At 70.9% G+C, this 19,057-nt stretch carries 14 protein-coding genes and 5 tRNA genes; 7 read left to right on the top strand and 12 right to left on the bottom strand.

All coding sequences use genetic code 11. From position 1 onward, the window contains the following. Window positions 1–287: 287 nt before the first annotated feature. Complete coding sequence (locus tag N8I86_RS18900; protein WP_123437429.1) at window positions 288–1,385, bottom strand: Leu/Phe/Val dehydrogenase; 1,098 nt, start codon at window positions 1,383–1,385, stop codon at window positions 288–290. A gap of 199 nt (window positions 1,386–1,584) precedes the next feature. Here N8I86_RS18900 and N8I86_RS18895 point away from each other — a divergent pair, with 199 nt between their 5' ends. Further along, complete coding sequence (locus N8I86_RS18895) at window positions 1,585–2,427, top strand: hypothetical protein (protein WP_073886965.1); 843 nt, start codon at window positions 1,585–1,587, stop codon at window positions 2,425–2,427. Window positions 2,428–2,945: 518 nt separating this feature from the next. Beyond that, window positions 2,946–3,152: a developmental transcriptional regulator BldC gene (gene bldC, locus N8I86_RS18890; RefSeq protein WP_003949541.1), complete on the top strand. Its 207-nt coding sequence runs from the start codon at window positions 2,946–2,948 to the stop codon at window positions 3,150–3,152. 417 nt (window positions 3,153–3,569) lie between these two features. Here bldC and N8I86_RS18885 read toward each other — a convergent pair whose 3' ends face one another. The 3 genes from N8I86_RS18885 to hrpA all read right to left on the bottom strand — a co-directional run bounded on the left by N8I86_RS18885 (window position 3,570) and on the right by hrpA (window position 8,042). After that, the gene (locus N8I86_RS18885; RefSeq protein ID WP_073886963.1) at window positions 3,570–3,761 is read right to left on the bottom strand and encodes a DUF6274 family protein; all 192 of its coding nucleotides are present in this window, start codon (window positions 3,759–3,761) and stop codon (window positions 3,570–3,572) included. Window positions 3,762–3,914: 153 nt separating this feature from the next. Then, window positions 3,915–3,989 (bottom strand) — tRNA-Asp (locus N8I86_RS18880). A gap of 96 nt (window positions 3,990–4,085) precedes the next feature. Then, window positions 4,086–8,042, bottom strand: coding sequence for an ATP-dependent RNA helicase HrpA (hrpA, locus tag N8I86_RS18875; protein ID WP_263278278.1), 3,957 nt, complete (start codon window positions 8,040–8,042; stop codon window positions 4,086–4,088). A 150-nt stretch (window positions 8,043–8,192) separates the two neighbouring features. Here hrpA and N8I86_RS18870 point away from each other — a divergent pair, with 150 nt between their 5' ends. Next, complete coding sequence (locus N8I86_RS18870; protein ID WP_263278277.1) at window positions 8,193–9,248, top strand: ABC-2 transporter permease; 1,056 nt, start codon at window positions 8,193–8,195, stop codon at window positions 9,246–9,248. Window positions 9,249–9,261: 13 nt separating this feature from the next. Here the strand turns inward: N8I86_RS18870 and N8I86_RS18865 are convergent, their stop codons facing one another. From N8I86_RS18865 to N8I86_RS18845, 5 genes are all read right to left on the bottom strand, one after another. Continuing rightward, on the bottom strand, window positions 9,262–9,585 hold the full coding sequence (locus tag N8I86_RS18865) for a hypothetical protein (RefSeq protein WP_185091316.1): 324 nt from the start codon (window positions 9,583–9,585) through the stop codon (window positions 9,262–9,264). Window positions 9,586–9,698: 113 nt separating this feature from the next. Then, window positions 9,699–9,772 (bottom strand) — tRNA-Phe (locus N8I86_RS18860). A 24-nt stretch (window positions 9,773–9,796) separates the two neighbouring features. Further along, window positions 9,797–9,871 (bottom strand) — tRNA-Asp (locus N8I86_RS18855). A gap of 36 nt (window positions 9,872–9,907) precedes the next feature. After that, window positions 9,908–9,980: transfer RNA gene (locus N8I86_RS18850), tRNA-Glu, on the bottom strand. Between the two features lie 80 nt (window positions 9,981–10,060). Further along, a complete protein-coding gene (locus tag N8I86_RS18845; protein ID WP_263278276.1) occupies window positions 10,061–11,665 on the bottom strand; it encodes a metallophosphoesterase family protein in 1,605 nt (534 codons plus the stop codon). A 116-nt stretch (window positions 11,666–11,781) separates the two neighbouring features. Here N8I86_RS18845 and N8I86_RS18840 point away from each other — a divergent pair, with 116 nt between their 5' ends. The 4 genes from N8I86_RS18840 (at window position 11,782) to N8I86_RS18820 (ending at window position 16,953) form a co-directional block, all read left to right on the top strand. Next, entirely contained in the window at window positions 11,782–12,132 is a 351-nt protein-coding gene (locus N8I86_RS18840) for a metallopeptidase family protein (RefSeq protein WP_185091318.1), read from the top strand. Window positions 12,133–12,990: 858 nt separating this feature from the next. After that, on the top strand, window positions 12,991–15,108 hold the full coding sequence (locus N8I86_RS18830) for a DEAD/DEAH box helicase (protein ID WP_263278275.1): 2,118 nt from the start codon (window positions 12,991–12,993) through the stop codon (window positions 15,106–15,108). A gap of 167 nt (window positions 15,109–15,275) precedes the next feature. Continuing rightward, window positions 15,276–16,781: an amino acid permease gene (locus N8I86_RS18825; RefSeq protein ID WP_073886955.1), complete on the top strand. Its 1,506-nt coding sequence runs from the start codon at window positions 15,276–15,278 to the stop codon at window positions 16,779–16,781. Between the two features lie 99 nt (window positions 16,782–16,880). Continuing rightward, window positions 16,881–16,953, top strand: a tRNA-Lys gene (locus N8I86_RS18820). A gap of 104 nt (window positions 16,954–17,057) precedes the next feature. On the opposite strand, the gene N8I86_RS18815 is transcribed toward N8I86_RS18820, so the two are convergent. From N8I86_RS18815 to N8I86_RS18805, 3 genes are all read right to left on the bottom strand, one after another. Beyond that, entirely contained in the window at window positions 17,058–17,642 is a 585-nt protein-coding gene (locus N8I86_RS18815; RefSeq protein ID WP_123437435.1) for a TetR/AcrR family transcriptional regulator, read from the bottom strand. A 94-nt stretch (window positions 17,643–17,736) separates the two neighbouring features. After that, window positions 17,737–18,402 (bottom strand): GTP cyclohydrolase II, encoded by a 666-nt coding sequence (locus N8I86_RS18810; RefSeq protein ID WP_073886951.1) that lies wholly within the window; start codon window positions 18,400–18,402, stop codon window positions 17,737–17,739. 82 nt (window positions 18,403–18,484) lie between these two features. Next, on the bottom strand, window positions 18,485–19,045 hold the full coding sequence (locus N8I86_RS18805; RefSeq protein WP_263278274.1) for a MarR family winged helix-turn-helix transcriptional regulator: 561 nt from the start codon (window positions 19,043–19,045) through the stop codon (window positions 18,485–18,487). Window positions 19,046–19,057: the final 12 nt, after the last annotated feature.

Genomic DNA, 19,057 nt, shown 5'->3' with positions numbered 1-19,057 from the left:
CCCAGAGTCTGACACGCGTTCATGATCCGAAACGGACCCTCCGCAGAGAGGCCGGTCCGTAGGGCTTCCACGGTACCTGAGCCCGCGCCCATACGGTACGTCGCCCGCAGCAAGCGCGTGTGCCCCGGACCTTCGAGGCGCCCTGTCCTCGCTGGTCAGTGGCGATTTTAACCACTTATCGGGGAGCGACCCGCCGACGGAAGTGAGAGTTCTCTCCAACTTCCCGCCGACGGGTACCGCTCACCTGTGCGATCGGACACCCGTCCGGGGTCGCCGCACGGCCCGGCTCAGCGCGCCGTGCGGGCCTCGGCCATCCGCTGCTCGGCGATCCGGTCGGCCGCGGCGGCCGGCGGGATCCCGTCCTCCTTCGCACGTGCGAAGATGGCCAGCGTGGTGTCGAAGATCTTCGCCGCCTTCGCCTTGCACCGGTCGAAGTCGAACCCGTGCAGCTCGTCGGCCACCTGGATCACCCCGCCCGCGTTGACCACGTAGTCCGGCGCGTAGAGGATCCCGCGGTCCGCGAGGTCCTTCTCCACCCCCGGGTGGGCGAGCTGGTTGTTGGCCGCGCCGCACACCACCCGGGCGGTGAGCACCGGCACGGAGAGGTCGTTCAGGGCGCCGCCCAGGGCGCAGGGGGCGTAGATGTCCAGCCCCTCGACCCGGATCAGCTCCTCGGTGTCCGCGACGGCCGTCACGCCCTCGGGGTGCTGGTCGAGGATCCGCCGCACGGCCTCGGCACGCACGTCGGTGATCACGACCTCGGCGCCCTCGTCGAGCAGGTGCCGCACCAGGTGGTGGCCGACCTTGCCGACGCCCGCGACACCGACCTTGCGGCCGCGCAGCGACGGGTCGCCCCACAGGTGCTGGGCCGAGGCGCGCATGCCCTGGTAGACACCGAAGGCGGTGAGCACGGAGGAGTCGCCGGCGCCGCCGTTCTCGGGGGAGCGGCCGGTGGTCCAGCGGCACTCGCGGGCCACGACGTCCATGTCGGCGACGTAGGTGCCGACGTCGCAGGCGGTGACGTAGCGTCCGCCGAGCGAGGCGACCATGCGGCCGTAGGCGAGGAGGAGCTCCTCGGTCTTGTCGCGCTCCGGATCGCCGATGATCACGGCCTTGCCGCCGCCGTGGTCGAGACCGGCCATGGCGTTCTTGTACGACATCCCGCGCGCCAGGTTGAGGGCGTCGGCGACGGCCTCCGCCTCGGTCGCGTACGGGTAGAAGCGGGTGCCGCCGAGGGCCGGGCCCAGGGCGGTGGAGTGGATGGCGATCACGGCTCTGAGGCCGGACGCACGGTCCTGGCAGAGCACTACCTGCTCGTGGCCTCCCTGGTCCGAGTGGAACAGGGTGTGCAGGACATCAGCAGGTGCGCCGGTTACGTCGGTCACTGTGGTGACTCCTGTGTAAGTAGCGGCGGGTGGGGCGTAGCCCCCGTGCGGGTGGCGGGGTGCTGGCATGAGAGTAGAGCCTCGGCACGACCACCATCCGCGCAGTGTTCAGGATCACTCTTCCGTACGGTGTGCGCACGCATGGCCGTGGCACGATTCGCCTGGGTTTCGAGCCGGGTCCGATGGGGAGGGAGCAGGCGTGCCCAAGGTGTCCTCCGTGGTCGTCCCCTACGCCGCGTACCTGCGCGTGTACGAGCCGCTGGGCGCCTTCCCGGAGCCGGAACGCGGCCACTGGGAGCGCTACGCCCGCCGCGCCGACCGCCCGTCCTACCAGGACGAACTGCGGCGCTCCCTCGCGGACTTGCTGCCCACCCCGCCGATCGCGGTACCGGTGCACGAGAGCGCCGACGCCTTCGTGGCGGAGGTCGACGGGGTGACCTGTGTGTGCCCCTGGCGGACCCGGCTGCGCGGCTGGCTGGCCCTGGACGAGCTCGGCGAGGAGCTGCCGCCGCCGGTGCTGGACGCGGTGCTGCCGCCCGTGGTGCGCCGGCAGGCCGCCCAGGACTACGAGCGCTGGCTCGCCCGCAACCCCGACGCCCGCCCGTGGATCCGCACGGCGACCTGGCAGATCCCGCTGAACTGGTTCGTCCTGGTCGGGGACGAGGAGCGGCGGTACGACAAGGGGACCGCCGAGGTGCCCCCGATGCTGCGCTACCGCACGCCCATGGTGCAGGCCCGCCGCCGGGTGGCGCGGGCCCTGCGCACACTGAAGGAGACCGTCGAGGAAGGCCCGCTGATCGACGGGCTGCTGGACGTCGGCCGCTGGCTGGAGGAGTTCCACCCGCGCTCGCTGGTGGAGCTGGACTACGGCGGGCTGGTGCACGTGCTCCCGGCGGGCGAGCTGGAGGACGACCACTCGGCGGCGGACGTGGCCGACGGCGTCGAGGCGCTGCGGCGGGGCGACGGGGTGGCGGCCGGAGCGGCCTACGGGCGGCTCGTGGAGCGGTGGCGGACGGTACGGGACCGGCGTTCCGCGAACTGAGTGACGTACGTCACGGCTCGAACGCCGTCGAACGACGTACGGTCTACGACACATGACCATCTGACGGGATGTTGGTCCCGATCTGGACTTTTGCCCCAAGGGTGATGGACGGCACTTACGCGGCCCTTGCGTCTCTTGCCGCCCCTCATGCCAAAATAGGACAAGGAGTCCGGGGAGGGCTCTGTCCGTCCAACTATGCTCCATCATGGGCGGATTCTCAGCATTGCACGCTTTGGGGGGTCTTGTGACTCCTGATCGCCCTGTGACTGATCGTCACAGTGGCGTGACTGTCCGCTATGGCATGGTCCATCGGCTTCCGTCGCTGATGAACACCTGGGAGGGCAATTCCATCGGTTTGGCCGACGCGGCTGGACAGATGGTGTAGTTGTAGTGCCGAGGACAAGCCGTTCGTCCTATAACCGACTCGACTCGCGTCCGCCATTTCGGGCAACGCGGGTCAAGGTGCAGAATTTAGAGGAAAGAACCGAGAAGGTTCGGTTCTCCCGAGGAGGCCGCTCATGACCGCTCGCACCCCTGATGCCGAGCCGCTGCTGACCCCGGCTGAGGTCGCCACCATGTTCCGTGTCGACCCCAAGACGGTCACGCGGTGGGCGAAGGCCGGCAAGCTCACTTCCATCCGTACGCTCGGCGGGCACCGCCGCTACCGCGAGGCCGAGGTCCGCGCACTGCTCGCGGGTATCCCGCAGCAGCGCAGCGAGGCCTGAACAACTGAATAACCGGGCAAAACGGCTGGTCCCCCAACTGGTCGTGGCGTCCGAACCCTAGCTCCGAGCGACGCGGGACCTGCCCCAACAGGACCCACGCCCAAGCCGAACAGAACGTTGTAGGCAGCGACACAGGGTGCGTCGTAGATCGCGCTGGACTCCGCCGGGTCCAGCGCGATCTTTTTTGTGCGCTGTTCGCGGGCCGTCCGGGCACTCGGTGAGCGGCCTTGTCGGAGTCTGGGGAGGGGTGTCGGAAGCGCTGTGCGGGACTCCTGGGGCCGGTGCAATTGCACATATTAAATTGACCAGTTGTATGAAGGGGGTAAGTACCGCCCTTTCAAAAACTCATGCGGTGACTCCCGTCACACGCGGGTCCGCTTGTCGCCCGTGGCGCGGGTGGGTTAGAGGAGGCGGACCTCAGGCGCTGCGGGGGCTCTCGTCCTCCGCCGGCTCGTCGTCCACGTCCTGGGGGCAGGGGCCGGCGTCCATCGCCAGGCGCAGTAGGCGATGACAGATGGCGCAGTGACGGGTGAAGTGCCGGTAGGACGAGGCGGCCGACAGATGCGCCCTCAGAAGCGCCCCTGTCTCGTGCCTGGCCGATGCCGCCATACGCCACCTCCAGGGGCCGCACAGGAAGAACGGGCCCTGCTCCCTGGGTACCGAGCGAATGTGACGCCGTCAAGGCCGCGAGCGCCTGCGCCGGTTGACGGACGGCATGCGAGAGGGCCCCCATCCGACTGACGGATGAGGGCCCTCTTCTTGCGGTCCTGACGGGATTTGAACCCGCGGCCTCCACCTTGACAGGGTGGCGAGCACTCCAAACTGCTCCACAGGACCAGGTTTCGCTGCGCTTGACTTGCCGTCCTGCGCTGCGAAACAGACTGTACAGGAGGTGGGCCCGCCTGGTCGAACTCACCCCCTGTGAGCGCTCGGCTACGGTACGGCCGCGTCGATCGCCTTCACGATCCGCTTGTCGGAGACGGGGTACGCCGTGCCCAGGGCGTGGGCGAAGTAGCTGACCCGCAGCTCCTCGATCATCCAGCGGATGTCCAGGACCTGCCGCGGCACCGGCCGGCCCTTGGGCAGCTGCTCCAGCAGCCAGGCGTACTCGTCCTGCATCTCGCGGACCTTCTCCATACGGGTCGTGTCCCGCTGGACGCCGGTCGGCATCTGCTGGAGGCGCCGGTCTGCGGCCACCAGGTAGCGCAGGAGATCCGGCAGCCGCCGTATCCCCGCCCAGGTCACGAAACCGGGCTTCACGAGGGCGTCCAGCTGCTTGCGCACGTCCGTGAGGTTCGCGAGCAGCGCCGGGCTGCCGACGGCCTTCAGGCGCCGCTCACAGGCCTGCCAGGCGGCGAGGACCTGCTGCACCTGGCCGACCGCGCGGACCGTCGTGTCCACGATCTCGGCGCGCACCTTGTCGAACAGCTTCCGGTACGACTCCTCGTCCCACGCCGGTCCGCCGAAGTCGCCGATCAGCTTGTCCGCCGCGGCCATCGCGCAGTCGTCGAACAGCGCCTGGACGGACCCGTGCGGGTTGGCCGACAGACCGAGCTTCTGCTGGTTGGTCAGCTTGTCCGAGGCGAACTTCGCCGGGTTCACCGGGATGTTGCGCAGGACCAGCCGGCGGGTGCCCTTCCACATGGCCTCCGCCTGCTCGGCCTCGGTGTCGAAGAGCCGGACGGAGACCGTGTCGCCGTCGTCCACCAGTGCCGGGTACGCCTTGACGGGCTGGCCGGCCCTGCGGGTCTCGAAGACCCGGCTGAGCGTGCCGATCGTCCAGTCGGTCAGGCCCGTGCGCTCCAGCGACTCGCCGCCCTCCCGGGACGCGGTCGCGGCCGCGGCCTGGGAGAGGGCCTTGCGGGCCTTCGGCTTCAGCGAGAGCTTCAGTGCCTCCAGGTCCTTGTCCTCGGCCAGTTTGCGGCGCCGCTCGTCGACGATCCTGAAGGTGATCCGCAGGTGGTCGGGGACCCGCGCCCAGTCGAAGTCCTCCGCCTCGAAGGGCACGCCGACCATCCGCTTGAGCTCGCGGGCCATCGTCACGGTCAGCGGCTCCTGCAGGGGCACCGCCCGCTCCAGGAACGCCTTCGCGTAGTTCGGCGCGGGCACGTAGTTGCGGCGCACGGGCTTGGGCAGGGAGCGGATCAGCTCCGTGACCACCTCCTCGCGCAGGCCCGGGATCTGCCAGTCGAAGCCCTCGTCCGTGACCTGGTTGAGGACCTGGAGCGGGATGTGCACGGTGACACCGTCGGCGTCCGCGCCCGGCTCGAACTGGTACGTCACCCGGAACTTGAGCTGCCCCTGCCGCCAGGAGTCCGGATAGTCGGCCTTGGTGACGGCCTCCGCCGACTCCCGGATGAGCATCTCCCGCTCGAAGTCCAGGAAGTCGGGCTGCTCGTGCCGCTTGTGCTTCCACCACGAGTCGAAGTGGGCCCCGGACACCACGTGCTCGGGCACCCGCTGGTCGTAGAAGTCGAAGAGCGTGTCGTCGTCGACCACGATGTCCCGGCGCCGCGCCCGGTGCTCGAGTTCCTCGACCTCGCTGAGGAGCCTGCGGTTGTCGGCGAAGAACTTGTGGTGCGTGCGCCAGTCGCCCTCGACCAGGGCGTTGCGGATGAACAGTTCGCGGCTGACCTCGGCGTCGATCCGGCCGTAGTTCACCTTCCGCTGGGCGACGATCGGGACGCCGTACAGCGTCACCTTCTCGTACGCCATCACGGCCGCCTGGTCCTTCTCCCAGTGCGGTTCGCTGTACGTCCGCTTCAGGAGGTGGCCGGCGAGCGGTTCGACCCACTCGGGCTCGATCTTCGCGTTGACCCGTGCCCACAGCCGGCTCGTCTCGACCAGCTCGGCCGACATCACGAACTTCGGCTGCTTCCTGAAGAGCGCCGAGCCCGGGAAGAGGGCGAACTTGGCGCTGCGGGCGCCCAAGTACTCGTTCTTGTTGCCGTCCTTCACGTCCTTCATCCCGATGTGGGACAGGAGGCCGGCGAGGAGGGAGACGTGGACGCGGTCGGCGGGGGCCTCGGCACCCGCCGGGTGCTCCTCCAGGTGCATGCCCATCTGCTTGGCGACCGTGCGCAGCTGGGTGTAGATGTCCTGCCACTCGCGGATGCGCAGGAAGTTCAGGTACTCCTGCTTGCACATCCGGCGGAAGGAGCTGGAGCCCCGCTCCTTCTGCTGCTCGCGGACGTACCGCCACAGGTTCAGGTAGGCGAGGAAGTCGCTCGTCTCGTCCTTGAAGCGGGCGTGCTGCTGGTCGGCCTGCGCCTGCTTGTCGGCCGGGCGTTCGCGCGGGTCCTGGATGGACAGCGCGGCCGCGATGACCATGACCTCGCGGACACAGCCGTTCTTGTCCGCCTCCAGCACCATGCGGGCGAGCCGCGGGTCGACGGGCAGCTGGGCCAGCTTGCGGCCGGTGTCGGTGAGCCGCTTGCGGACGTCCTTCTGGGCCGGGTCCAGCGCGCCGAGCTCCTGCAGCAGCTGCACGCCGTCGCGGATGTTGCGGTGGTCCGGCGGGTCGATGAAGGGGAACTTCTCGATGTCGCCGAGGCCCGCGGCGGTCATCTGGAGGATGACGGAGGCCAGGTTCGTACGGAGGATCTCGGCGTCCGTGAACTCCGGGCGGGCGACGAAGTCGTCCTCGGAGTACAGGCGGATGCAGATGCCGTCGCTGGTGCGGCCGCAACGGCCCTTGCGCTGGTTGGCGCTGGCCTGCGACACCGGCTCGATGGGCAGCCGCTGGACCTTGGTGCGGTGGCTGTAGCGGCTGATACGGGCGAAACCGGGGTCGATGACGTACTTGATCCCGGGGACGGTGAGGGAGGTCTCGGCGACGTTGGTCGCCAGAACGATCCTGCGTCCGGTGTGCGGCTGGAACACCCGGTGCTGCTCGGCGTGGGACAGCCGGGCGTACAGGGGGAGTACCTCGGTGAACCGGTACTTCTTCTTCTCCAGGGCGTCCGCCGTGTCCCGGATCTCCCGCTCGCCCGAGAGGAAGACGAGGATGTCCCCCCGGCCCTCCCCCATCAGTTCCTCGACGGCGTCGGTGATGGCGGTGATCTGGTCCCGGTCGGAGTCGTCCGAGTCCTCTTCGAGCAGCGGCCGGTAGCGCACCTCCACCGGGTAGGTGCGGCCGCTGACCTCGATGATCGGGGCGTCGCCGAAGTGCCGCGAGAAACGCTCGGGGTCGATGGTCGCCGAGGTGATGACGACCTTGAGGTCCGGCCGCTTCGGGAGCAGCTGGGCGAGGTAGCCCAGCAGGAAGTCGATGTTGAGGGACCGCTCGTGGGCCTCGTCGATGATGATCGTGTCGTAGGCGCGCAGCTCGCGGTCGGTCTGGATCTCGGCGAGCAGGATGCCGTCCGTCATCAGTTTGATGAAGGTGGCGTCCGGGTTCACCTGGTCGGTGAAGCGGACCTTCCAGCCGACGGCCTCGCCGAGCGGGGTCCGCAGCTCGTCCGCGACCCGCTCGGCGACGGTACGGGCGGCGATCCGGCGCGGCTGGGTGTGGCCGATCATGCCGCGGACGCCACGGCCGAGCTCCACGCAGATCTTCGGGATCTGCGTGGTCTTACCGGACCCGGTCTCACCGGCGACGATGACGACCTGGTGATCGCGGATGGCGGCCGCGATCTCGTCCTTCTTCTGGCTGACGGGCAGCTGTTCCGGATACGTGACCGCGGGCACGCGCGAGCGGCGCTCGGCCATCCGGGCCTCGGCCTTGCCGATCTCGCCTTCGATCTCGGCGATGACGGTGGCGCGGGCCTCCGGCTTACGGATCTTGCGCGCGCCCTCGAGCCGCCGCCCGAGCCGGTGCGCGTCGCGCAGCGAGAGCTCGGTCAGACGGGGGGCGAGGGGGCCGAGGGCGGGGGCGGGATGCGTAGACATACGCGGTCCAGGATCTCACCTCGGCCAAAAGAGAGGCGAACGATTTGACCGTGGGTGCCGCCACCGGCGGGGGAGAGCGGTGAACGGGCCGGCCGGACGGGGGCGGCCCGCACCCGGCGAGCACCGCACAACGATGGGAAAGTATCCGGTATGCCCGATTCGCCGCATGGAGAGCACGGTCGGCCGCCCACCGGCGCGGAGCGCTTCGCCCGGTTCCGCACGTCCCCCTTCCTCCCGGCGACGGTCCTGCTGCTGCTCATCGCCGCCGCGGCCGGCCTCTTCGCCGGTTCCTACACGTACGCCATGGCCAATCCGACCCCGCACAGGATTCCCACGGCGGTGATCGGCCCCTACGGCGATCCGGCGGCCCGGCGGTTCGTCGAGGGCATGGAGCGGGCCCTGGACACCTCCCTCGAGCTGCGCGAGTACGGCGACAGGACGGACGCGGTGCGCGCGGTGGACGAGCAGGAGGTGTTCGCGGTGTTCGAGGCGCCCGTCGGCCGGGCGATCACCCTGGACGTGTCCTCGGCGTCCGGGGCGTCGGTCGCCCAGGTGCTCGGCGAGGCGGCACTGAAGGTGGGCACGGCCACCGGCACGCCCGTGGTGGTGCACGATCTCAAGCCGTTGCAGAAGGGCGATCCCAGAGGGCTGGCGATCTTCTACATCTCCCTCGCGGCCGTCATCATCGGCTTCGTCGGCGCGATCCAGCTCAGCGTGCACGCACGGGCGCTGAACCCCGTCGAACGCATCGGGTTCACCGCCGCCTACGCCGTGCTCGGCGGGTTCGTGATCGCCGCCGTGGTGGACTGGCTGCTGGGGGCGCTCGACCTGCCGTTCGTGGAGTCGTGGGCGATCCTCAGCCTGACGATGTTCGCGTCCGGCATGGTGTTCACGATGTTCAACACCCTCGTCGGGCGCTGGGCCATGCTGCCGACCTGGGGCCTGATGGTGCTGCTGGGCAACCCGTCGTCCGGTGGTGCGGTCTCCTGGCCGCTGCTGCCGTCCCCGCTCGGCCTCGTCGGACGCTGGCTGCCGCCCGGCGCGTCGGTGAACGCCCAGCACACGGCGGTGTACTTCCGCGGGCACCAGCACGCCTTCCCGTTCCTGGTGCTGGCCGGCTGGGCGGTCGTCTCCTGCGCGGTCTTCCTGATCTGGCGGCACCGGCATCCGGGTGGCCGGCCGAGCGGCCCCGCGCACGCGGCCTAGGGGTGCGCGGTGCTTAGGGGGCGCGCGGGGCGGGTGGTGCCGCCGGGACGGCTTCCGCGTGCCGGCGGGCCGCCGCGTCACCGAGGGCGATCGACTTCGCGGTGTTGGAGATCGCCTTGATCCCCAGATAGGCCGTGGTCATGCTGCTGACCGCGGTGAACGCGGCGGTCAGCACACCGACGATCACGGCCTTGTCGCCGTCCAGCCGCCATACGCCGAAGATCGCGACCCCGGCGATCGCGAGATTGCTGACGAGGATCGCGAGCAGCCCGTAGCGCGCCCGGTCCTTCTCCAGTTCGGTCTCCCGAATGGCTCTTGCCTCGTCGTCCCGGCTCATCTCTTCCCCCCGGCAGCCGCCCGCGGACCCACCGGTCCGATCAGCCTGAACGTAGCGCTGTCCCGGAGACGACGAAACCCCTTCCGGTAACCCGGAAGGGGGTTTCGCTGCGGTGGCTGGGGCCGGGGTCGAACCGGCGACCTTCCGCTTTTCAGGCGGACGCTCGTACCAACTGAGCTACCCAGCCACGAGGTTTCACGTGAAACCTCAGCGGTCCTGACGGGATTTGAACCCGCGGCCTCCACCTTGACAGGGTGGCGAGCACTCCAAACTGCTCCACAGGACCAAGCGTGTGTGCAACAGTGTCGCACACGATCTTGCGTGCCCCCAACGGGATTCGAACCCGTGCTACCGCCTTGAAAGGGCGGCGTCCTAGGCCGCTAGACGATGAGGGCTATCGGCCCGCCTGGGCGCTTCTCAGCGCGTCGGGGACGTGAGAAGCATATGGGATGGCGGGGAGGATCGCCAAAACGGTTTACGGGGCCCGACGGGACGCCGGACCGGAGGGCGTGCCCGAGCGCGTGCCCGAGGGCGTGCCGGACAGGGTCCCGGACGGTGTGGGGCCCTGGGACGCCCCGATCCCGTTCTCGTCCGCGAGGTGGCGGCTGACCTCGGCCGTCGTCAGCCCCAGACCGCCCAGCTTGATCGCGTCCCAGGCCTGCAGGCGCTTGCTGTCGCGGTCGAAGTAGAGGATCGAGGCCTCGATGGGCGCGGGGTACTGCCGCTCGACCGCGCGCAGTCCGCTGCCGCCGGTCGAGCCCTCCATGCGCAGCCGGGTGCCGTACTTCAGCATCTCGGTGCCCTGGTGGTGCAGGTGCCCGCAGAGCACCAGCGGCACCTCGCCGTCGGTCTCGCGGGCCGCGGCCGGCTCGTGGGCGATCGCCACGTCCGCCGGGGTGCCGGCCGCGCGCTGGTCCCGCAGGGCGCTGGCCAGCCGGTCGCCCGCCAGCTCCTCCGCCTTGTCCCCGCCGGGCACGGCCGAGCGGTCGGGGGTGAACTGCGGATCGCCCATGCCCGCGAAGCGCAGCCCGCCGACGGTCTCCGCCCGGCCGTCGTCCAGGACGTGCACGTTCTTGATGCGCTCCAGGTAGCGCTGGGTGGTGCGCGAGTCGTGGTTGCCCCGCACCCAGACGTACGGCGCCCCCAGGTCGCCGATCGGGTCGAGGAAGCCGTTCTCCGCCGCCGCGCCGTGGTCCATGGTGTCGCCGGAGTCGACGATCACGTTCACCCGGTACTGCTTCACCAGCGAGGCGATGATCTTCCAGCTCGCCGGGTTCAGATGGATGTCCGACACGTGCAGGACCCGGATCGTGGAGGGGTCGGGCTGGTAGGCCGGGAGCGTGGACGTGACGTCGTAGAGCTTGGTCACGTTCGTCACCAGGCGGGCCAACTCCTTCTGGTAGACGTCGAATTCCGTGACGATGCTGCGTGCGTTGCCGACCACGGACGGGGCCGAGCTCAGCAGTCCGGAGAACTTCGGCTCCAGGACCGACTTCGGGTTCCAGGTGGCGTACGCCGACGCGCCCGAGGCGGCCAGCAGCGCCAGGGCCAGCCCGCCCGCCGCGAGGGCGCGGCGCGGACGGCGGTAGACGGCGAGGCCGAGGGCGGTCGCGCCGGTGACGACGGCGACGCACGAGCGCACGGCCAGGTCGAGCGTGCCGTGCTCGACGTCGTCGGTGACCTCGTCCTGGAGGCCGGACAGCCGCTCGGGATGGTCCACCAGGGCCTGCGAGCGCAGCGGGTCCAGCTGGTCGACGTTCACGTCCAGGCGGACGGGGGCCACATGGCTGTCGAGCGTCAGCGCGCCCAGCGGGGAGATGTTGATCTTCGTGCCGCCGGTGAGGGACGGGCGCAGCGCCATCGTGGTGTTCATCGGGCCGACCGGGGCCCGGACGTTGCCGACGATCAGCAGGCCCAGCCAGGCGCCGATCAGCACCACCGTCGTCAGGCCGAGGGCACTGAGCCAGGGCCGGGGGCGGACGGCGAGTTCGAGGGCGGGCGGTTTACCGCCGCGGCGGCGGTTGCGGTTCGGGGTGCGGTTCAGCATGCGGTCCAGGGCTGCGACGGGGACGCGGGCCATTGGACCCGTATGCCCATGTCCCCACGGCGGTATGCGGCACCCCGGCAGGCGCCGGCGACTTCCCGCGCGCGTGCGCGGGCCCCGCGATCCAGCCTTCCGTACCGGACAATGACCGTGTGCTGGAGATGACGCGCGAGGAGTTCGAGGAACTGGTCGCCGAGGCGCTGGACCGGATCCCGCCGGAGCTGACGCGGCTCATGGACAACGTGGCGGTGTTCGTCGAGGACGAGCCGCCCGCCGACGACCCCGAGCTGCTCGGGCTGTACGAGGGGACCCCGCTGACCGACCGGGGCGAGTGGTACGCGGGCGTGCTGCCCGACCGGATCACCGTCTACCGGGGTCCGACGCTCAGGATGTGCGCGTCCCGCGAGGACGTCGTCGCGGAGACCGAGGTGACCGTGGTCCACGAGATCGCCCATCACTTCGGCATCGACGACGCGCGGCTGCACGCGCTGGGCTACGGGTGAGCCACGGCTGAGCGCCGATTCGAACGCGGCGCGTGTCCTCTTGCGGGCGGCGGGAGTTGGGGAGGTTGACTCCTTTTCCCGCCCCCGGAGGTGGCCGCCGTGCGCCCCTTGTCCGTACCCGCCCGTCTGGCCGCCGCGGTGCTGACCGTCGCCGCCGCCGCCGGCTGTGTCAGCGTGGGCGACGACGCGGGGCCCGCCCGGCCCTCCCACTCCGCCGGGCAGCACGGGGGCGGAGCCCCGAACGGCGGTCCGGGCGGCGGCCCCGGCGGGTTCGGGTACGGCGGCGGGGCGGGTGACGGCAAGCACGGGCACGGCGGCAAGGCGAAGCACGGGAAGTCGGCGTCGGCCTCGGCCACGCCGTCCGGGACGGCCGGTACGACCACCGCGCCCGCGAAGCCGGGGAAGACGGTCAAGCCCGGCGACCCCGCGCCCACCGGCGCGGAGCCGACGCCCCCGCCCACCTCCGCCCCGCCCGAGCCGCCGCCCGCCTCCACCCCGCCGCCGCCCGCCTCGGAGCCGCCGTCGGCCCGAGCCGTCCTCCTCGGCGCACGAGGAGACGGGGCCGCAGCTGGTCCAGCGGGAGCCGGCGCCCGCGGCGGGCGCCGCCGCGTGAGGGTCCCGTGCGGCCGACGGGTGAGGAGGCGGTGTGGCGGGCGTCTCCTGCGATCGGTTTGCCTTCGGGGGTGGGGGGTGCGTATGGTGGTAGATCGTTTGATCCCATTTGCCCGGCGCCACCACAGAGCGCGCCGTGTGGCGCGTACTCTCCCTTGCCGTGGCGGACCGCATTGAGGCGGTCGTGAGCGAATCACGGAGTTGACGGGCGCGTGCCGAAGAGACTCCGGAAGGTTTCGCATTCGCATGTCCGTGTCCAGTACTGATCAGTTCGTCGTGTCCGAGAACGAGAACGAGCTCGTTGACGTGACGTCCGAGGTCACCGAGGCCCCCGAGGCCCCTGACACCACCCCCCAGACCACCTTCGCCGACCTCGGCCTCCCCGAGGGCGTGGTGCGCAAGCTCGCGCAGAACGGCGTCACCACCCCCTTCCCGATCCAGGCCGCGACCATCCCGGACGCCCTGACCGGCAAGGACATCCTCGGCCGGGGCCGCACCGGCTCCGGCAAGACCCTCTCCTTCGGTCTGCCGACCCTGGCCATCCTGGCCGGCGGCCGCACCGAGAAGAAGCGGCCGCGTGCCGTCATCCTCACCCCCACCCGTGAGCTGGCCATGCAGGTCGCCGACGCCCTGCAGCCCTACGGCGACGTCCTCGGCCTGAAGATGAAGGTCGTCTGCGGCGGTACGTCCATGGGCAACCAGATCTACGCCCTGGAGCGCGGCGTCGACATCCTCGTCGCCACCCCGGGCCGCCTGCGCGACATCATCAACCGCGGCGCCTGCTCCCTGGAGGACGTCCAGATCACCGTCCTCGACGAGGCCGACCAGATGTCCGACCTGGGCTTCCTGCCCGAGGTCACCGAGCTGCTCGACCAGGTCCCGGCCGGCGGCCAGCGGATGCTGTTCTCCGCGACCATGGAGAACGAGATCCAGACCCTCGTCGACCGCTACCTGAACAACCCCGTCTCCCACGAGGTGGACGCGGCCCAGGGCGCGGTGACGACCATGTCGCACCACATCCTCATCGTGAAGCCCAAGGACAAGGCGCCGGTCACGGCCGCGATCGCCTCCCGCAAGGGCCGCACGATCATCTTCGTCCGCACCCAGCTGGGCGCCGACCGCGTCGCCGAGCAGCTGCGCGAGTCCGGCGTGAAGGCCGACGCGCTGCACGGCGGCATGACCCAGGGCGCCCGTACCCGCACCCTGGCCGACTTCAAGGACGGTTACGTCAACGTCCTGGTCGCCACCGACGTCGCCGCCCGCGGTATCCACGTCGACGGCATCGACCTGGTCCTGAACGTGGACCCGGCCGGTGACCACAAGGACTACCTGCACCGTGCGGGCCGTACCGCGCGTGCCGGCCGCACCGGCACCGTGGTCTCCCTCTCGCTGCCGCACCAGCGTCGCCAGATCTTCCGTCTCATGGAGGACGCCGGCGTCGACGCGGGCCGCCACATCATCCAGGGCGGTGCCGCCTTCGAGCCGGAGGTCGCCGAGATCACCGGCGCCCGCTCTATGACCGAGGTCCAGGCCGAGTCCGCCGGCAACGCCGCCCAGCAGGCCGAGCGGGACGTCGCCCAGCTCAGCAAGCAGCTGGAGCGCGCCCAGCGCCGTGCGACCGAACTGCGCGAGGAGGCCGACCGTCTGGTCGCCCGGGTCGCCCGTGAGCGCGGCGAGGACCCCGAGACCGCGGTGGCCGAGGCCCAGGCGGCCGCGGCGGAGGCCGTGGTCGAGGCGGCCGCCGCCGTCGAGCAGGCGGCCGAGCGCGAGGCTCAGCGCGAGGAGCGTCCGGCTTCGGCGCCCTACGAGCGCAAGGAGCGGCGTGGCTTCGACCGCCGGGACGACCGCGGTGACCGTGGTGGCCGTTCCTTCGAGCGTCGTGACGACCGTGGTGGCCGTTCCTTCGAGCGTCGTGACGACCGCGGTGACCGTGGTGGCCGTTCCTTCGAGCGTCGTGACGACCGTCGTCCGTTCGACCGCGACCGTGACCGTGGGTTCGAGCGTCGTGACGACCGCGGCGACCGCGGTGGCCGTTCCTTCGAGCGTCGTGACGACCGCGGCGACCGGGGCGACCGGGGTGACCGTGGCGGCCGTGGCTTCGAGCGCCGCGAGGAGCGCCGTCCGTTCGACCGTGACCGTGGTGGCCGTTCCTTCGAGCGCCGTGACGACCGCGGCGGCTTCCGCCGGGACGAGCGCGGTGGGCACCGGGGCAGCGACCGTCCGTTCAACCGCGACCGCCGCGACGACCGCCCGGGCTTCCGCTCCGGTGGTCACGACCGCCCCTTCGGCCGTCGTGACGACCACCGCGGCACCGGCTCCTTCGGCCGCCGCGACGACAAGCCGCGCTGGAAGCGCAACGGCTGACGCCGAGTGACCTGAGGGAAGGGCCCGTACGACTCCGGTCGTGCGGGCCCTTCCGCGTGTCCGGGCACCGGTCTCCGGCGGCCGGCGGGGCCGCACGGGCCTCCTGGGGTCACACCGGTACCAGCAGTGGCGCATGTCACGCCCCCGGCGAGGGAATTGCTGGGGGCATGACAGATGACGCGAGCGCGAGCGGGCCGTCGGACGAGGAACGACTGGCCCAACTCGGCTACACCCAGGTCCTCGCCCGCCGGATGTCGGCGTTCTCGAACTACGCAGTCTCCTTCACCATCATCTCGGTGCTGTCCGGCTGCCTCACCCTGTACCTCTTCGGCATGATCACCGGCGGCCCCGCGGTGATCACCTGGGGCTGGGTCGCGGTCGGTCTGATGACCCTCCTCGTGGGCATGTCGATGGCCGAGATCTGCTCCGCCTACCCGACCTCGGCCGGCCTGTACTTCTGGGCGCACCGCCTCGCGCCCCCGCGCTCGGCGGCGGCCTGGGCGTGGTTCACCGGCTGGTTCAACGTCCTGGGCCAGGTCGCGGTGACCGCGGGCATCGACTTCGGCGCGGCCTCCTTCCTCGGCGCCTACCTGAACCTCCAGTTCGGCTTCGAGGTGACGCCCGGCCGCACGGTCCTGCTGTTCGCGGCGATCCTGGTGCTGCACGGCCTGCTGAACACCTTCGGCGTCCGCATCGTCGCCTTCCTGAACAGCGTGAGCGTGTGGTGGCACGTCCTCGGGGTCGCCGTCATCGTCGGCGCGCTGGCGTTCGTGCCCGACCACCACCGGTCGGCGTCGTTCGTCTTCACGCACTTCGTCAACGAGACCGGCTGGGGCAGTGGCCTCTACGTCGTCCTGCTCGGCCTGCTGATGGCCCAGTACACCTTCACCGGCTACGACGCCTCGGCCCACATGACGGAGGAGACCCACGACGCCTCCACGGCGGGGCCCAAGGGCATCGTCCGTTCCATCTGGACGTCCTGGATCGCGGGCTTCGTCCTGCTGCTGGGTTTCACCTTCGCGATCCAGTCCTACGACCGCGAACTCGCCTCGCCCACCGGCGCACCGCCCGCCCAGATCCTGCTCGACGCCCTCGGCGCCACCACCGGCAAGCTCCTGCTGCTGGTGGTGATCGGCGCCCAGCTCTTCTGCGGCATGGCCTCCGTCACCGCCAACAGCCGGATGATCTACGCCTTCTCGCGGGACGGCGCGCTGCCCTTCTCGCACGTCTGGCACACCGTCAGCCCGCGCACCCGCACCCCCGTGGCGGCGGTCTGGCTGGCCGCGCTGGGCGCGCTCGCCCTGGGCCTGCCCTACCTCATCAACTCGACGGCCTACGCGGCGGTGACCTCGATCGCGGTCATCGGCCTCTACATCGCGTACGTCATCCCGACCTTCCTGCGGGTGCGCAAGGGCGACGCCTTCGAACGCGGGCCCTGGCACCTGGGCCGCTGGTCGAAGCCGATCGGGGTCGTCTCGGTGGTCTGGGTCGCCGCGATCACGATCCTGTTCATGCTCCCCCAGGTCGCCCCGGTCACCGGGAAGACCTTCAACTACGCCCCGGTCGCCGTCCTCGTCGTCCTCGGCTTCGCCGCCACCTGGTGGCTGGCCTCGGCACGCCACTGGTTCCTCAACCGGACCCCGGCCCCCACCCTGGAGCCGGTCGAAAAGTGACCAACCTGCCGCTCCGTCCCCGTCCGACGCGGCCGGGTCGCCGATACCCGATCGGAGACCCGGCCTCGTCCGGCTATGCTCGGACGAGCAACATCGCCAGGGCCCTTAGCTCAATTGGCAGAGCAGTGGACTTTTAATCCATTGGTTGTGGGTTCGAGTCCCACAGGGCCTACGGTCCGCAGGCGGGCTTCATGCCCTCTGGCCTGCGACGCGGCGCCCGGTTCGGCTTCGGCCGTCCGGGCGCCGCGTTGTGTTCCGGGCGCGGGCGAGGCCGCGTCAGGGCGCCGTACTCCGGACGATCCGCTCGACCGCCGCCGCCACCAGTTCCTCCCGCTCCGCCTCGGTGAGGACGTCGGGCAGGGTGAGCTGCTCGACGATCAGCCAGTTCAGGGCGAGATAGAGCAGTTTGACGGCCGTCGCGTCGCCGGGCAGGCCGGAGGCCTCGTGGTACGCGACATTGGCGTCGAGGTCCGCGCGGACGCGCTCGGTGAGGACCGCGCGCAGTTCCGGGCGCCGGGTGGCCTCCAGGCGGAGCTCCAGTAGCGCGAGGTAGCCGGTGCGGAAGGAGGCGACCCGGCCGACGAGTTCGCGCATCAGCCGCGTGTACGTCGCCCGGTCGCGGCCGGCGTCGCGCTGGCGGGCGAGGGTCGCCTCGTCGGGCTGGAGCCGCTCGTAGACGCGGGCGCCGGCCTGGGTGAGCAGGTCGTCCCGGCTGGAGAAGTAGTTGGACGCCGTACCGACGGGCACGGCGGCCGCGGCGTCCACGGCGCGGAAGGTCAGCCCACGGGCGCCGTCCCGGGCCAGTACCTCGATCGCCGCGTCCACGAGCGCGGCGCGCCGCTGGTCGTTCCGTCTCACCACGGGTCACGGCTCCCTGCAGTACGCGCTGACACCACTGCGGGCAGAGTACTGCACCTGCAGTTGTCCGTGGCTTCTCGGGCCCGTCCGGCCCGGCTCATCCCGCCGGGCTCAGCTCGTTCCGCTCGTTCCGCTCGTTCCGCTCGTGCAGTTCGGCCAGGGGCAGCGTGTGCTGGGTCTGCAGGACCTTGGCGCGGAGGTAGCGGACGTTGTGGGCCGTGGTGAAGACACCCGTCGGCACCCGGTCGCGGACGACGGCGCCGAGGGCGCGCAACTGCCCGGCCTTGTCGGGGTTGTTGGACAGCAGGTCCAGTTCCCCGATGCCGAGGGCGGCGAGCATCTGCGCGGCGGCCGTGTAGTCGCGGGCGTCCTCCGGGAGGCCGAGGGCGGCGTTCGCCTCGTAGGTGTCGAGGCCCTGGTCCTGGAGGGCGTAGGCGTCGAGCTTGTTGTAGAGGCCGATGCCGCGTCCCTCCTGGCGGAGGTAGAGCAGGACGCCGCCGCGCTCGGCGATGCGCTCGACGGCCTCGCGCAGCTGGGGGCCGCAGTCGCAGCGGGACGAACCGAAGACGTCGCCGGTCAGGCACTCGGAGTGCAGGCGCACCAGCGGGACCGGGCCGGGGTCGCCGAGGACGACGGCGACGTGCTCCTGGCCGTCGGTGAGCCCGTGGAAGGTGACGAGCTCCGCGTCGGTGCTGTAGCCGTCGGGGAAGCGCAGCGGCACCCGGACGCGGGCGCGCGGGGTGGCGGCGGGGGTGTCGGGCATACGGGCCTCCGGTGTCGTCCCGTCTGTTTCAGATTTGAAGCAGACGCTCGGCCGGGACCCTATCGCATGCTTCAAAGTTAAATCAACGACCTTCGGGGGCGCGTCCCGCCGGCGGCTCCGGCTGGGCTCCCGAGCAGGGCGAGGACCGCCGACGCCACGGCACGTCCTCGGTGGTCGGCCGCTCGTCGTCCGCCCCCTGGAGCCCGCGCGCGATCCCCGTGCAGATCTCCTCCAGCTGCCCCACCTGCTCCGGCGTGAGCCGGTCGAAGAGGGTGGCGCGCACCGTGTCGACGTGCCCCGGTGCCGTACGCTCCAGCACGGCCGTCCCCGCGTCGGTCAGCACCGCGAGACTGCTGCGCTTGTCCCAGGGGCAGTCCTCCCGGCGCACCAGTCCGTCCCGCTCCAGCCGCGTCACCACGTACGTCAGCCTGCTGCGGGTGATCTTCAGCGTCTCGGCGAGGTCGGTCATGCGCAGCCGCCGCTCGGGCGCCTCGGAGAGGTTGGCCAGCACCGAGTAGAACAGGTGGGGCATGCCGCCCTCCTGCTGGAGCTGACGGTCGATCGCGTCCTCCAGGAGGCGGGAGGCGGCCATGTAGGCGCGCCAGGCGCGCTGCTCCTCGGGGGTGAGCCAGCGGGTCGTCATGCTGTCAGTGTA

The organism is Streptomyces albidicamelliae, assembly GCF_025642175.1.
Taxonomy (GTDB): Bacteria; Actinomycetota; Actinomycetes; order Streptomycetales; family Streptomycetaceae; genus Streptomyces; species Streptomyces albidocamelliae.
This window is presented reverse-complemented; position numbering and strand designations above follow the sequence as displayed.

Excerpts from the sequence above, each read along its gene's own strand:
- bldC (WP_003949541.1), top strand. The coding sequence starts at position 2,946 with ATGACCGCTCGCACCCCTGATGCCGAGCCGCTGCTGACCCCGGCTGAG.
- N8I86_RS18885 (WP_073886963.1), bottom strand. The coding sequence starts at position 3,761 with ATGGCGGCATCGGCCAGGCACGAGACAGGGGCGCTTCTGAGGGCGCAT.
- hrpA (WP_263278278.1), bottom strand. The coding sequence starts at position 8,042 with ATGTCTACGCATCCCGCCCCCGCCCTCGGCCCCCTCGCCCCCCGTCTG.
- N8I86_RS18870 (WP_263278277.1), top strand. The coding sequence starts at position 8,193 with ATGCCCGATTCGCCGCATGGAGAGCACGGTCGGCCGCCCACCGGCGCG.
- N8I86_RS18865 (WP_185091316.1), bottom strand. The coding sequence starts at position 9,585 with ATGAGCCGGGACGACGAGGCAAGAGCCATTCGGGAGACCGAACTGGAG.
- N8I86_RS18845 (WP_263278276.1), bottom strand. The coding sequence starts at position 11,665 with ATGGCCCGCGTCCCCGTCGCAGCCCTGGACCGCATGCTGAACCGCACC.
- N8I86_RS18830 (WP_263278275.1), top strand. The coding sequence starts at position 12,991 with ATGTCCGTGTCCAGTACTGATCAGTTCGTCGTGTCCGAGAACGAGAAC.
- N8I86_RS18825 (WP_073886955.1), top strand. The coding sequence starts at position 15,276 with ATGACAGATGACGCGAGCGCGAGCGGGCCGTCGGACGAGGAACGACTG.
- N8I86_RS18810 (WP_073886951.1), bottom strand. The coding sequence starts at position 18,402 with ATGCCCGACACCCCCGCCGCCACCCCGCGCGCCCGCGTCCGGGTGCCG.
- N8I86_RS18805 (WP_263278274.1), bottom strand. The coding sequence starts at position 19,045 with ATGACGACCCGCTGGCTCACCCCCGAGGAGCAGCGCGCCTGGCGCGCC.